We start from the raw sequence: 13,232 nt of genomic DNA, 5'->3' as shown, positions 1-13,232 counted from the left end.
ACCATGATATATGAATTTTTAGTACTTAGATTTGGTGAAATATCACTTAAAGGTAAAAACAAAAAGAAGTTTATTGTAAAGTTAGAGACGACAATACGAGAAAGGTTAAAACGTTTTCCCAATCTCTTCGTCAAACGGCATTACGATGACATTGAAATTACACTACACGGTGAAGATGTCGATGCGGTTGCCGAGCAACTTCAATCTATTTTTGGCATTCATTCGATCCGTGCAGCCATTAAAGTCGAGAATAACCTTGAGAACATAAAACAAGGTGCCTTGCAAATTGCTCAAAGCGAAGTTAAGGCTCAAACATTTAAAATATCGGCAAGAAGAAAAAATAAAAATTTCGAGTATCCAGCCAACGTCTTAAATCAAGAATTAGGTGGCCATATCTTAAGAAATATGGAAGCGTTAAAAGTGGATGTTCATCACCCTGATTTGAATATTCGCGTTGAGGTTGGAGAGCGTGACACCCGTCTATACGGAAGAGAGTACCCGGGAGCCGGCGGTCTACCCGTTGGAACAAGCGGTAAGGTCATGCTCATGTTATCCGGTGGAATTGATAGCCCTGTTGCGGGTTATTTACTCCAAAAGAGAGGGGCAGAAATTGAAGCGATTCATTTTCACAGTCCTCCCTATACAAATGACCGTGCGAAACAAAAAGTCATTGACCTAGCCGAAAAGTTACAAAACTTTGGTGGGCACATCAAACTCCATATCGTCCCTTTTACGAATGCTCAAGTGGCAATTAAAGACAGTATGCCAGATAATTATCGTATGACGATCATGAGGCGTATGATGCTTCGTATTGCTGAAAAATTAGCTAAAAAAAATGGTGCCCTTGCCATCGCAACCGGTGAAAGTCTTGGACAAGTAGCAAGTCAAACACTTGAAAGTATGCATACGATCAATGAAGTCACGAATTATCCAGTTCTCCGTCCGCTGGTTTCAATGGATAAGATTGATATTATGGCAATTGCCCAAAAAATTGATACGTATGACATTTCGATTCGGCCATATGAGGATTGTTGTACCATTTTTCTTCCTACAGCACCTAAAACAAAACCAAAACGTGAACATGCTAATAAATTTGAGCAATATCTCCCTATTGATGAACTGATTAACGAGGCATTAGAAGGCGTCCAAACCATTGATCTATTGAATAAATCTCAGGTACCAGATGATATTGATGATTTATTATAATCGAAAAAGGAAATCATTAAAAAGTGTCCAAGGCTGACTTGGATGCTTTTTTTACAGTGATTTTCACAATTAGGTTAAACCAGTTGATTTCTTAAAATATATTATCAATGAAATAATTTCCAACGGGTTTCATGAATGGTTTATCATCATTTAACACATTATAAAGTTACAAGGAGGTGATACCAAATGGCTGATAATAATAGCAATCAAATTCTTGTACCTGGAGTAGAAAAAGCTCTTGATCAAATGAAAAATGAAATCGCTCAAGAATTTGGTGTACAACTTGGCGCTGATACAACTTCTAGAGCGAATGGATCAGTTGGTGGTGAGATCACTAAACGTCTTGTCGCTACTGCTCAACAACAATTAAGTGGTAAATCATTCTAATTAAATAGGATATGGCTAGAAGGGTGACGTCTCGTCACCCTTCTTTTGATTGGTTTAAGTTGTTCATCCATATCCTTAAACATATTTTTTGGATCTTTTCTAATCGTTTGTGGCTTGTCATACTAACGTGACATTTTTCAGAACGTATGCCGCTTTTTCGGACAAATCAATTGTCCCACGTCTTATGTTATGATAATACCAAAAAAGCATGTTTACGAAAACAGACATGTGTTAAAGCAGATATTGTTGTCTGAAAGTTTGAACATTAGACATATATATTGACTATTCTCTAGCTGTGATGTAAACTTCCAGTTAAACGATAGTATTTTAATACATTAGCGAACTAAAGTATCTGGAATAGTTGTAGTAAGGAGTAACTTTTATGACAAAGCCTTATATGTTTGAAAAACCGCTTGGACTTAGAGATACATTACCTCAAGCTCATCGTATCTCTTATGAGTTGAAAGATCTTTTTTATAAAGAAATGAATCAATGGGGATATGATTTTATTAAGACACCCGCATTAGAATTCGCCGAAACAGTGGGGAAAGCTTCTGCAATTGATGATCACCAATTATTTAAATTCATAGACAGACAAGGTATACCAGTTGTTTTAAGACCGGACATGACGACGCCAATTGCAAGAGTCGTTGGATCCGAGCTTAAAGAGGCCGTATTGCCTCTTCGCTTAGCTTATACATCTGCACTGTATCGTGCTCAAAAAAGTGAGGGTGGACACCCAAGTGAGTTTGAACAGGTTGGGGCAGAATTAATTGGCGATGCCACACCCGAAGCCGATGCTGAAATTATTTCATTAATGGTCAAATTATTTGAAATTGTTGGTTTAGATCCTATTCGCATCGTGATTGGACATGTTGGTTTCGTCGACGCCTTTATCCGTGATTTGGTTTTTGACGAAGAGGATGTTCATACCTTACGTGAACTATTATATATGAAGAACGATGTCGGATTTCGTGAACTTGTGGCTCAATTAGATATTCCTCAACAAAATAAAACGGATTTAAACCAATTCATAGACACTCGGAGCTTGGATATTGATAAAACCCTTCAATTTATGGAACATCATCCATGCAGTGACTACTATCAAGAAGTCAATAACTTCATGCATTTACTGAAAGCTTATGGTCTACTTGAAAAAATCGATCTTGACCTTACGTTAGTTCCACATCTTGATTACTATACAGGATTTGTATTTGAAGGATATGGTGGTAAAATCGGCTTTTCATTAGCCAGTGGCGGAAGATATAATGATCTATTGAAACAATTTAACCGTCCTGCTCCAGCAACTGGATTTGGTATTCGATTAGATCGATTAATTGAATCACTCCCAATGGAAGCTTTCCCAGATGAACCAGAGAAAGTTGCTGTCGTATATGAGTTAGATACGATTCAGGAGGCTTTAGAATATGCCAATCAAAAAAGGAAAGAAGGCATACGAGTCGTTCTCCAAAATGCCAAAAGCATACAAAACGAACGGGCCTTTCAAGAACAATTTAAAACAGTTAAATCCTTTATAAAAACAGGAGGATTATCGATATGACAGATTACATCACGATAGCGATGCCAAAAGGCCGTATCTTCTATGATGCTTGTCATTTATTAAGAGAAGCTGGCTTTGACCTTCCAAACGAATTTGAAACAACACGGAAACTTATCTTAACAATTGAAAACTCAAACTTTCGTTTTATATTGGCTAAACCTGTTGATGTGGCGACTTATGTAGAGTATGGTGTAGCAGATATCGGTATTGCAGGAAAAGACGTTATTTTAGAAAGCCAACGAAATGTTTATGAAATGCTAGATTTAGGGATCAGTGCTTGCCGTATGGCTGTGGCTGGTCTACCAAGTAGGAAACAACAATCTTCTGTAACTAAAGTAGCCACAAAATATCCAAAAATCGCGACAGAGTACTTTAAAAAACAAGGTAAACAAGTCGACATTATTTCATTAAATGGTTCGATTGAGCTTGCCCCTCTCATTGGTTTATCTGATTATATTGTTGATATCGTTTCAACAGGTCAAACCTTAAGAGAAAATGGATTGGTTGAGCTAACGAAAATAATGGAGATTACATCAAGATTAATTGTTAACCCGGTCAGTTATCGATTAAAGAAAAAAAGTATTGACTACATTATAGAAAAGTTAAAACCGATAGTAGAGGTGACTGGTGTTGGAATGGATTAAAAATGGGGACTTAAGTTATCTAGAGGCCAGAAAAATTGGTGTGGATGAAGAGAAACAAAAAGCGGTTAAAGGAATAATTAATGAAGTCAAACAACGTGGCGATCAAGCACTGTTTGATTATACCGAGCGTTTTGACGGCGTTAAGCTTACTCATTTAAAAATAACGAAAGCACAAATAAAAGAAGCCTATTCTCGAGTATCTGATGAGGTAGTCGATGTCATAAGAAAAGCAGCAAACAATATTCGGGCTTTTTTTGAAAAGCAAAAACCAGAATCTTGGGTCTATACCAATGATGAAGGAACGGTTTTAGGTCAGCAAATAACGCCACTGGATGCAGCGGGCGTGTATGTACCAGGCGGAACAGCGGCTTATCCATCATCTGTATTAATGGGGGCCATTCCAGCACTAGTTGCCGGTGTCAAACGAATTGTATTAGTTTCTCCACCTCAAAAAACAGGGGTGGTATCAGATGGTGTTCTCGTTGCTGCAAATGAAATTGGCGTTGATGAAATATATCAAGTTGGCGGTGCTCATGCCATTGCCGCTTTAGCCTATGGAACAGAAACAATAAAGCCTGTTGATAAAATTGTAGGACCTGGTAATATTTTTGTGACCATAGCAAAGAAAGAAGTTTTTGGAGATGTTGCAATCGATAGTCTTGCAGGTCCTAGTGAAATTGTTATTTTAGCCGATGATACAGCAAATCCAGAGTGGATGGCTTCAGATTTGCTTTCTCAAGCAGAACATGATCCCCTTGCGATGGCAGCACTTATTACACCTTCTAAAGAATTTGGTCAAGCTGTTGAAGAAGCGTTAGAAAAACAGTTAAACGACTTGCCACGTCAAAATATTGCACGCCAATCGATTGAACGGTTTGGTAAGATTATTTTAGTTAAGGATAATGACGAAGGAATTGATGTCATTAATCAAATTGCACCTGAACATTTAGAAGTGGTCATTAAGAACGCAGAGAAGAAAGTGAAACAAATTAAACATGCTGGTGCTATCTTTATTGGTCCATATAGTCCTGTCCCAGTTGGAGATTACTTTGCAGGACCGAACCATATCATTCCTACTAATGGATCTTCAACCTATTCCAGCCCTCTCAGTGTTGAAAGCTTTGTAAAACAATCAAGCATTATACAGTATTCAAGAGAGGCAATTTTAAATAACAGTCAACAAATTGCTTCATTTGCTCGTTATGAAGGTTTTGAAGGACATGCTCGAGCGGTTGAAAATAGAATAAAGGAAGGTACACGCTAATGCAAAGGCAAGGAAAAGTACAACGAAACACATATGAAACGCAAATTGCCCTTTCTATTGATTTAGACGGTCAAGGAACGTCTCAAATATCAACTGGGGTGCCTTTTCTAGATCATATGTTAACTTTGTTTTCAAAACATGGGTTGTTTGATTTTACTGTTGAAGCAACAGGTGATACGGATGTCGACGATCACCATACAACAGAAGATGTAGGCATTTGTCTAGGGCAAGCAATTAAATCAGCTGTAGGAGATAAATCGGGGATTAAACGTTATGGCCATGCCGTTGTTCCTATGGATGATGCGCTTGCTGAAGTCGTCATTGACTTAAGTGACCGCCCTCACTTTATCTTTAAAGGGGATATTCCAAGTCAAAAAGTAGGCACGTTCGATACCGAGCTTTTACCTGAGTTTTTGGAAAAATTGGCGATCGAGGCACGGATGAATCTTCATGTTATTGTTCATTATGGTCAAAATACTCACCACATTATTGAAGCAGTATTTAAAGCACTAGGACGTGCGTTAGATACCGCAACGATTCAAGATTCAAGAATTACGGGCGTATTATCGACGAAAGGAACATTAGGATGATAGGTATACTAGATTATGGAATGGGAAACTTGTTCAGCGTCAGCTCGGCCTTAGAGGGATTAGGAGTCCCTTTTATCATTTCGGATAATCAGGCTAAACTCAATGAAACGGATGCCATGATTTTACCTGGTGTTGGCGCGTTTAAAGATGCCATGACATGCCTAGAGGATCAAAAACACGTTGAGTTTATCCGAGATTATGCGAAGAAAAAACCGTTACTTGGCATTTGCTTAGGAATGCAGCTTTTGTTTGAAGAGAGTGAAGAACATGGTCTAACAAAAGGGCTTTCGCTTCTTCCTGGTCGTGTGATTAAATTCAGCGGCTTCTCACCAAAGACTGGAAAATCCTATAAAGTTCCACATATGGGATGGAATACACTTTCGATTAAACAACCAGAATCCTGTTTAGTTAAAGGATTAAGTCATCATTATGCTTATTTTGTGCACTCATATTATGTTGATACAAACAGACCTGAAGTTGTAATAGCAACGGCAGATTATGATGTAGATGTCCCCGCCGTCGTGGGAGATGGACAAAATGTTTTTGGAACGCAATTTCATCCCGAAAAAAGCAGTGAATGCGGTTTAAGTATTTTAAAAAAATTTATAGAATACGCTGCCCTGCGAAAACAAACAAACGCTTAGAAGAGAGGATATATCATGGTTTTTACTATTCTACCTGCGATTGATTTAAAAAATGGAAAATGTGTTCGTCTCTTTCAAGGCGATTTTAATCAAGAAACCGTTTATTCTGATTCGCCCGTTGCAATGGCCAAATCGTTCTATAAAGCGGGAGCTTCTTGGATTCATCTCGTAGACCTTGATGGTGCAAAGACCGGAAAGCCTGTCAATCATGACTGGATTTATGCTATCACAAAAGAAGTCCCTCTATCCGTCGAAGTAGGCGGGGGTATCCGGGATCTACAAACAGTAGAAGCGTATCTTTCACATGGCGTTAAACAAGTGATTTTGGGTAGCAGCGCGATTTCTGACCCTAATTTTGTTAAAGAAGCGCTGAAAAAATATCCGGAAAATATTACGATCGGAATAGATGCCAAACAGGGTAGAGTGGCTGTTGAGGGATGGCTTGAAGTTTCGAATATTAAAGCTGTGGATTTGGCGAAAGAATTAGTCAAATCGGGTGCAAAGAGAATTATTTATACGGATATTTCACGTGATGGAGCCATGAAAGGTCCTAACGTAGATGAAATTGAAACACTCGCAAAGGAGAGCGGGTGCCAAGTCGTAGCATCTGGTGGAGTGTCTTCACTTCAAGATGTAGAAACATTGGCGGCCAAATCATCACAAGGCATCTCCGGGGCGATTATTGGTAAAGCATTATACACGAATGCGATTGATTTATCTGAGGCGCTAAAGGTGGTGGAGCACGTTGCTAACTAAACGAATTATTCCTTGCTTGGACGTCAAAGAGGGACGAGTTGTAAAGGGGGTTCAGTTTCTAAATTTAGTAGATGCTGGAGATCCAGTCGAACTCGCAAAGCATTATAATGATGAAGGTGCGGACGAGCTCGTATTTCTAGATATTTCTGCCTCACGTGAAGGTAGAGATACGATGGTTGACATTGTCAAAAAAGTGGCCTCTACATTACATATCCCTTTTACGGTTGGCGGAGGGATCAAATCTCTTGAAGATATAAAACGTATTTTACGGGCAGGCGCCGATAAAATTTCTTTAAATACATCCGCGGTACTCAATCCTCAGCTCATTAAAGAAGGAGCAGACTTTTTTGGAAGTCAGTGCATCGTATGTGCGATCGACGCAAAATATGATCCTGAAACAAATCGTTATATTGTCTATACTCACGGTGGTCATGAAAAAACATCTCTTGATGCGATTGAATGGGCAAAAGAGGTTGTTCGATTAGGTGCCGGGGAAATTTTATTAACAAGTATGGATTCAGATGGCGAGAAAAAAGGTTTTCGGCTCGATTTAACACAAAAAGTAAGTCAGGCAGTGTCAGTTCCAGTCATCGCTTCAGGAGGAGCTGGATCATTAGATGATTTTTATCAAGTCTTTACTCAAGCACAGGCTGATGCCGCTTTAGCTGCATCAATGTTCCACTATAAAGAAACAACAGTAGGGAAGGTTAAAGCTTACTGCAAACAAAAAGGGGTTCATGTCAGATGGATATAGAAAAGCTTAAATATGACGAAAACGGATTAATTCCTGCTATTATACAAGATGCTCAAAGTAAAGAAGTATTAACTCTTGCTTATATGAATAAAACCTCACTGCAAAAAAGTATAGAGACAAAACAGACTTGGTTTTTTAGTCGATCACGTCAAGAACTTTGGCATAAGGGAGAAACAAGTGGCAATACACAAGATATTGTGGACATAACGTTTGATTGCGATAAGGACGCATTACTAGTCAGAGTAAATCCAAGTGGACCGGCCTGTCACACGGGTGAATATAGCTGTTTCTCTGGTGTGAAAAATGAAACTGAGGAAGCATCTCATAACCGATTTGCCGTTTTAGAAGAACTCGAACGTGTCATTGCGATAAGGGAAGTAGAACGTCCAGAAGGTGCCTATACGACCTATCTTTTTGAAAAAGGGATAGATAAAATTCTAAAAAAAGTTGGGGAAGAAGCGTCTGAAGTCATTATAGCTGCAAAAAACCGAGATATTAGCGAACTCGAATGGGAAACAGCAGATTTATTTTACCATGTATTCGTGATGCTTAGAGAGCAAGGTGTCGGACTTGATCGTATCTTACAAGTCCTTGAGAAACGTCATCATGAAAAAAGTCAATTCGCTAGGCGCAAAGAAAAATAATTGTGAGTAAGCGGGGAAATCACACATGATTTCTCCGTTTATTTTTAAACTTTACAGGTTATACTGTTGAGGTGAAGGCGGTTGATGTGATGGTGGTGTACTTCCTTTATCTGGGCCTATGTTTATTAGGAATCTTCGTTCTTTTTATATTGTTGCTTCTTTTTTGGTCTGTTAAAGCTGAATTAAAAGCCTATTTAAGCCCAAAAGGAATAGGCGTTCATTTTCATATCACCATATTACATAAAAAATTGTTTCACTTTGAACGACATATTTCAAATATTGAAGACCTCCTTGATCCTTTTGTGACGAGTCAAGAACCGTCATTTAATCTATCCCATTTAGAGGATTTTCTGTCAAAGCAGGAACTGTCTATACCGCAAATTAAAAAATCACCTCAATACAAGTTATTAGAAAAAACCATACATATCAATAAGTTAAACTGGAATACAATTCTAGGATTTGGAGATGCGGCGGTTACAGCTACATACTGTGGTTTAGCATGGACAATAAAAGGGATAATAAGTCATTATGCCAAGCAGTTGCTCAATTATCCGCCATCGTTGCATATTTCCCCAGACTATACCAAAAACATATTTTCAAGCGAAGTGATTTGCATATTTTCATTTAAGCTAGGAAAAGCTATTGTGACAGCCTATAAGTTGTCCAAGTATAGGAAAGGGAGGCGGATTTCGTCGTGACAGAACACCCTATTCAAGGATTAATGAAAACAGCCATGGAAAATTTAAAAGAAATGATTGACGTCAATACGATTATCGGTGATCCAATTCAAACTCCCGATGGAAGCATCATTTTAACCGTATCAAAGGTTGGATTTGGTTTTGCGGCTGGTGGTAGTGATTTCGGTCAAGAATCAAATAACGCCAGTTCATCATCATATGAAGAGCAACAAAAATCTGGCTTGCCTTTTGGCGGTGGAAGTGGCGGCGGTGTATCCATTACACCGATTGCTTTCCTGATTGTCGGTATGCAAGGGGTTAAAACCATTCATTTAGATAATAATACGCATCTTTACGAAAAAATACTGGAATTGGCACCCCAAACGGTTGATAAAATCCAAAAAATTCTAGAGAGTAGCAAAAACAAATCATCTGGGAAACAAATGCCGCAAGCACGCCCTAACATGAAACCTAAGAAAATGGATTCAGATCAAAATGATTATTACAGTTAACCAACTCGGTTAACTGTTTTACGTTAATTAAAGAAATTGGGACTCAGCTAAGAATCAATTGATTTGCCATCTAATACTAAGAAAGCTATGATAGACGTAAGGTAGCTTTTTTAGTTTAAACTTTTTAATACATAGGTATCGTATACGGACAGAGCTATGTATTTATTTTACTTGGTCACTATAGAAAAAATAAAGCGTAGGGCCGAATGTATTGCTATTCATTAAAACTTAATAAATAAGGAGTGTTTTTAAATGACAAAAATAACGTTTGGTGGAAATCCTGTTACTTTAGAAGGTCATGAACGAGTTGTTGGAGATAAAGCTCCTTCTTTTACTGTTTTAGACAATGATCTTAATGAAAAAAAACTAGAAGACTATTCAGGCGTTCGGATTATTAGTAGTGTCCCTTCTTTGGATACCGGGGTATGTGATGCTCAAACACGACGATTTAATGAAGAAGTTGGGAAAATAAATGGTGCCAGCGTTCTAACCATTAGTGTAGACTTACCATTTGCCCAAAAACGTTGGTGCGGTGCAGCTGGACTTGAACATGCCATTACATTATCTGATCATCGGGATCTATCATTTGGCCAAGCTTATGGATTAGTGATAAAAGAACTTCGTTTATTAGCTCGCGCCGTATTTGTGGTTGATAGTTCGAATCAGATTGTCTATGCTGAATATGTTAGTGAAGTCACAAATCATCCAAACTACGATGCTGCACTTCAAGCTGCAAAAGAGGCGAAATAAGAGTAAATTTTTTATGTGGGGAAAGTCCCTATGAGGAACCTGAACCTTATCTAATCACCATGAGTTAAAAGCCATTGGAATGTCTGATCGGAGGATATTTTTTTTGCAAAAGTCGATTGTTAATCATTTATTTACGATATTAAATGAATCATCATTACTTATTGAAGAAAGCGAAAATGTGACGTTTCTTGAGGCTCTTTGTCTAACTGGAGAAAATATACTTGAAGATACAGTGAAACAAAAACAGCTAAAGGACAAACTTTTGCCATTATATGAGGCGTATTTTCAAGAAGGAATGACTGCAGAAGATAGCCGAAGAGCTTATCAGCTTGCCACTTTAAAAGGAATGAAATCAGGAACACAGACTACACATCAAATGACACCTGATAGTTTAGTGCTTTTTCTAGGTTATTTGGTATCTAAATTAATTTCAACTTCTTCTGTTTCCCTCTTAGATCCCGCTGTAGGAACAGGAAATCTATTAACGGGTGTCATGAACCAACTTCATTTAGACAGCTTAAAAGCTAGCGGTATAGAAATTGATGATCTATTAGTTAAGTTAGCCTATACAAATGCGAATCTTCAACAAAAAGACATTCAATTCTATCATCAAGATGCACTAAAACCGCTATATATTGACCCTGTTGATGTGACAATTTGTGATGTGCCTGTTGGAGTATATCCTGATGAGTTGGTGAGTCAAACATTCGAATTAGGAAATATAAATGAAAAGTCATTCAGTCATTACATGTTTATTGAGCAAGGCCTAAACTATACTAAACCAGCGGGTTACCTTGTTTACATGGTTCCAAATGACTTATTCAAGCAAGACAAAGACCATGTATTTCATCAATTTATTAAAAAAAATGCTGTTATTTTAGGTTTGTTGCAATTACCAAGTGAATTATTTAGTGATCCAAAGCATGAAAAAAGCATTTTAATTATGCAGAAATTAGATGATTCGATCGAGCCGCCTAAGGAGATGCTGCTCGTTCAGTTACCTTCATTTTCAAAGAAAGAACAAATGGCTGGTATGATAGCAAAAATTAATCATTGGTTTGATGAGCATTTATCTTGATCTGAAGCTATGTTAAAATAAAGTGAAATCTCATTGATTGGGCTACTTCATCCCTATTGATCGTGTTCATGATAATTTAACTTTTTCGATAGCATCCCCCACCTTCACTTAATTAAATTTTTTAAGCCAAAGGTGGGGGTCTTATTGCTCTATTCAAGATATCAAGTCTATTTAACAGTTACTTAAGGAAGGTATACGTGTGAGTACGTTTACTGGGACGTATCTGATGTAAATTTATAAGAGGTTGTTCAAAAAGTCACCAAATGATAAGCTGCGAATTCTCGGTGCCCGCTTGTTTTTCCGGTCCTCAAAACGGCGCCGCCTTGATCTTCTTGCTTCTAATTTGTCATCTTTTTGAACACACACTATAAATAAAAATTGTCTTTATATTATTGCCGCTATAAAATAAGAGAAGGGTTTATGGATTCTTATTCCATAACTAAACAGGTGATAAGTGAAGGGGTGTTAGAGCATGGCTAAAATTATTGCCATTAATGCTGGAAGCTCATCATTAAAATTTCAACTTCTTGATATGCCTAAAGAACAGGTCATTGCAAAGGGATCTTTTGAACGAATAGGTCTTCCTCAATCCACTTTTTCTATGACTTATAAAGGAGAAAAATGGGAAGAAACAACGTCTATTTTCGATCATAGTGATGCGGTACGTATACTCTTAGATTATCTGATAGATCGAGGAGTGGTGCAATCATTAACGGAAATAGGTGGTATTGGGCATCGTGTTGTTCATGGGGGAGAGGCTTTTAATGACTCTGCTTTAGTGACTGAAGATGTTCTAAAGAAAATTGAAGACTTGTCAGAACTCGCGCCATTACATAATCCAGCAAACTTGGTTGGTATTCGGGCCTTTCAACAAATTTTACCACATGTCCCTTCTGTCGTTGTGTTCGATACAGCCTTTCATCAATCGATGCCTAAAGAATCGTATCTCTATAGTCTTCCTTATGAATACTACGAAAATTATAGTATTCGAAAATACGGGTTTCATGGAACTTCGCATCAATATGTGTCAATTAAAGCGGCTGAGATATTAAATCAACCTATTGAAGACTTGAAACTTATTTCTTGTCATCTTGGAAATGGTGCAAGTATCACGGCTATTAAAGGTGGTAAATCGTATGACACTTCAATGGGATTCACGCCGCTTGCGGGATTGACTATGGGTACACGATCTGGCGATATTGATCCTGCATTAATTCCCTATATAATGGAAAAAACAGGACAAAATGCGAGTGAAGTTGTTAATGTTTTAAATAAGAAAAGTGGATTACTTGGATTATCGGGATTTTCGAGTGATTTAAGAGATATTGAATCCGAGATGGTCAAAGGACATGAACGTGCTAAACTTGCACTATCCATATTTGTTGAGAGAATTCAAAAATATATTGGATCATATGTTGCAAAAATGCAAGGTGTAGATGCTATTATTTTTACGGCAGGTATCGGTGAAAATAGTTACCATATTAGGGAAAATGTGACTGACGGTCTTAAATGGATGGGTGTTGCTTTAGACAATGAACGCAATCGAAAGGTTTCTGGAGAAACAATCATCAGTACACCAGAGTCAAAAGTGAAGGTTTTGGTCATCCCAACGAATGAGGAAGTCATGATTGCCAGAGATACGATACGAATTTCAGAAAGAGTCGATAGTTAATAAGAAATGATCCAAACATTTGTGTTGGATCATTTTTTTTATCTAAAGTGCGTGTTCAAAAAGGTGACAAATGAAAAGGGTTACTGGCTAAGT

The 13,232-nt window shown here is 37.8% G+C and carries 15 protein-coding genes; all 15 read left to right on the top strand.

Going from position 1 to position 13,232, the window contains the following annotated elements; all coding sequences use genetic code 11:
- Positions 1-3: 3 nt before the first annotated feature.
- Positions 4-1,206, top strand: a complete 1,203-nt coding sequence (gene thiI, locus FG390_RS06250) for a tRNA uracil 4-sulfurtransferase ThiI (RefSeq protein WP_141190171.1) — start codon at positions 4-6, stop codon at positions 1,204-1,206.
- A 186-nt stretch (positions 1,207-1,392) separates the two neighbouring features.
- A complete protein-coding gene (locus FG390_RS06245) occupies positions 1,393-1,593 on the top strand; it encodes an alpha/beta-type small acid-soluble spore protein (RefSeq protein ID WP_141190170.1) in 201 nt (66 codons plus the stop codon).
- A gap of 382 nt (positions 1,594-1,975) precedes the next feature.
- Positions 1,976-3,154 carry an ATP phosphoribosyltransferase regulatory subunit gene (locus FG390_RS06240; RefSeq protein ID WP_141190169.1) on the top strand — a complete coding sequence of 393 codons (1,179 nt, stop codon included), beginning with the start codon at positions 1,976-1,978 and terminating at the stop codon, positions 3,152-3,154.
- Entirely contained in the window at positions 3,151-3,798 is a 648-nt protein-coding gene (gene hisG / locus FG390_RS06235; protein WP_141190168.1) for an ATP phosphoribosyltransferase, read from the top strand. Before FG390_RS06240 ends, hisG begins: the two co-directional genes overlap by 4 nt.
- On the top strand, positions 3,785-5,062 hold the full coding sequence (hisD, locus tag FG390_RS06230; RefSeq protein WP_141190167.1) for a histidinol dehydrogenase: 1,278 nt from the start codon (positions 3,785-3,787) through the stop codon (positions 5,060-5,062). The genes hisG and hisD overlap by 14 nt, the downstream gene beginning before the upstream one ends.
- Positions 5,062-5,652 (top strand): imidazoleglycerol-phosphate dehydratase HisB, encoded by a 591-nt coding sequence (gene hisB, locus FG390_RS06225; protein WP_141190166.1) that lies wholly within the window; start codon positions 5,062-5,064, stop codon positions 5,650-5,652. Before hisD ends, hisB begins: the two co-directional genes overlap by 1 nt.
- Entirely contained in the window at positions 5,649-6,296 is a 648-nt protein-coding gene (gene hisH / locus FG390_RS06220; protein WP_141190165.1) for an imidazole glycerol phosphate synthase subunit HisH, read from the top strand. Before hisB ends, hisH begins: the two co-directional genes overlap by 4 nt.
- A gap of 15 nt (positions 6,297-6,311) precedes the next feature.
- A complete protein-coding gene (gene hisA, locus FG390_RS06215) occupies positions 6,312-7,052 on the top strand; it encodes a 1-(5-phosphoribosyl)-5-[(5-phosphoribosylamino)methylideneamino]imidazole-4-carboxamide isomerase (protein ID WP_373681537.1) in 741 nt (246 codons plus the stop codon).
- Complete coding sequence (gene hisF / locus FG390_RS06210; RefSeq protein ID WP_141190163.1) at positions 7,042-7,806, top strand: imidazole glycerol phosphate synthase subunit HisF; 765 nt, start codon at positions 7,042-7,044, stop codon at positions 7,804-7,806. The genes hisA and hisF overlap by 11 nt, the downstream gene beginning before the upstream one ends.
- Positions 7,797-8,450 carry a bifunctional phosphoribosyl-AMP cyclohydrolase/phosphoribosyl-ATP diphosphatase HisIE gene (gene hisIE / locus FG390_RS06205; protein ID WP_141190162.1) on the top strand — a complete coding sequence of 218 codons (654 nt, stop codon included), beginning with the start codon at positions 7,797-7,799 and terminating at the stop codon, positions 8,448-8,450. Before hisF ends, hisIE begins: the two co-directional genes overlap by 10 nt.
- 89 nt (positions 8,451-8,539) lie before the next feature.
- Positions 8,540-9,148: a DUF2953 domain-containing protein gene (locus FG390_RS06200; RefSeq protein WP_141190161.1), complete on the top strand. Its 609-nt coding sequence runs from the start codon at positions 8,540-8,542 to the stop codon at positions 9,146-9,148.
- A complete protein-coding gene (gene ytfJ / locus FG390_RS06195; protein ID WP_141190160.1) occupies positions 9,145-9,639 on the top strand; it encodes a GerW family sporulation protein in 495 nt (164 codons plus the stop codon). The genes FG390_RS06200 and ytfJ overlap by 4 nt, the downstream gene beginning before the upstream one ends.
- A 252-nt stretch (positions 9,640-9,891) precedes the next feature.
- A complete protein-coding gene (gene tpx, locus FG390_RS06190; RefSeq protein ID WP_141190159.1) occupies positions 9,892-10,389 on the top strand; it encodes a thiol peroxidase in 498 nt (165 codons plus the stop codon).
- A gap of 103 nt (positions 10,390-10,492) precedes the next feature.
- Positions 10,493-11,467, top strand: coding sequence for a class I SAM-dependent methyltransferase (locus FG390_RS06185; protein ID WP_181406397.1), 975 nt, complete (start codon positions 10,493-10,495; stop codon positions 11,465-11,467).
- A 472-nt stretch (positions 11,468-11,939) separates the two neighbouring features.
- Entirely contained in the window at positions 11,940-13,139 is a 1,200-nt protein-coding gene (locus FG390_RS06180; protein ID WP_141190157.1) for an acetate/propionate family kinase, read from the top strand.
- The last annotated feature ends 93 nt before the right edge of the window (positions 13,140-13,232 follow it).

The organism is Terrilactibacillus laevilacticus, from assembly GCF_006517395.1.
Lineage (GTDB): Bacteria > Bacillota > Bacilli > Bacillales > Sporolactobacillaceae > Terrilactibacillus > Terrilactibacillus laevilacticus.
Note: the sequence above shows the minus strand (reverse complement) of the source record. Positions and strands in the feature narration are given on the sequence as shown.

What these genes read in the sequence shown, in the direction of transcription:
- thiI (WP_141190171.1), top strand. Translation starts at nt 4, where the DNA reads ATGATATATGAATTTTTAGTACTTAGATTTGGTGAAATATCACTTAAA.
- FG390_RS06245 (WP_141190170.1), top strand. Translation starts at nt 1,393, where the DNA reads ATGGCTGATAATAATAGCAATCAAATTCTTGTACCTGGAGTAGAAAAA.
- FG390_RS06240 (WP_141190169.1), top strand. Translation starts at nt 1,976, where the DNA reads ATGACAAAGCCTTATATGTTTGAAAAACCGCTTGGACTTAGAGATACA.
- hisG (WP_141190168.1), top strand. Translation starts at nt 3,151, where the DNA reads ATGACAGATTACATCACGATAGCGATGCCAAAAGGCCGTATCTTCTAT.
- hisB (WP_141190166.1), top strand. Translation starts at nt 5,062, where the DNA reads ATGCAAAGGCAAGGAAAAGTACAACGAAACACATATGAAACGCAAATT.
- hisH (WP_141190165.1), top strand. Translation starts at nt 5,649, where the DNA reads ATGATAGGTATACTAGATTATGGAATGGGAAACTTGTTCAGCGTCAGC.
- hisA (WP_373681537.1), top strand. Translation starts at nt 6,312, where the DNA reads ATGGTTTTTACTATTCTACCTGCGATTGATTTAAAAAATGGAAAATGT.
- hisIE (WP_141190162.1), top strand. Translation starts at nt 7,797, where the DNA reads ATGGATATAGAAAAGCTTAAATATGACGAAAACGGATTAATTCCTGCT.
- FG390_RS06200 (WP_141190161.1), top strand. Translation starts at nt 8,540, where the DNA reads ATGGTGGTGTACTTCCTTTATCTGGGCCTATGTTTATTAGGAATCTTC.
- tpx (WP_141190159.1), top strand. Translation starts at nt 9,892, where the DNA reads ATGACAAAAATAACGTTTGGTGGAAATCCTGTTACTTTAGAAGGTCAT.
- FG390_RS06180 (WP_141190157.1), top strand. Translation starts at nt 11,940, where the DNA reads ATGGCTAAAATTATTGCCATTAATGCTGGAAGCTCATCATTAAAATTT.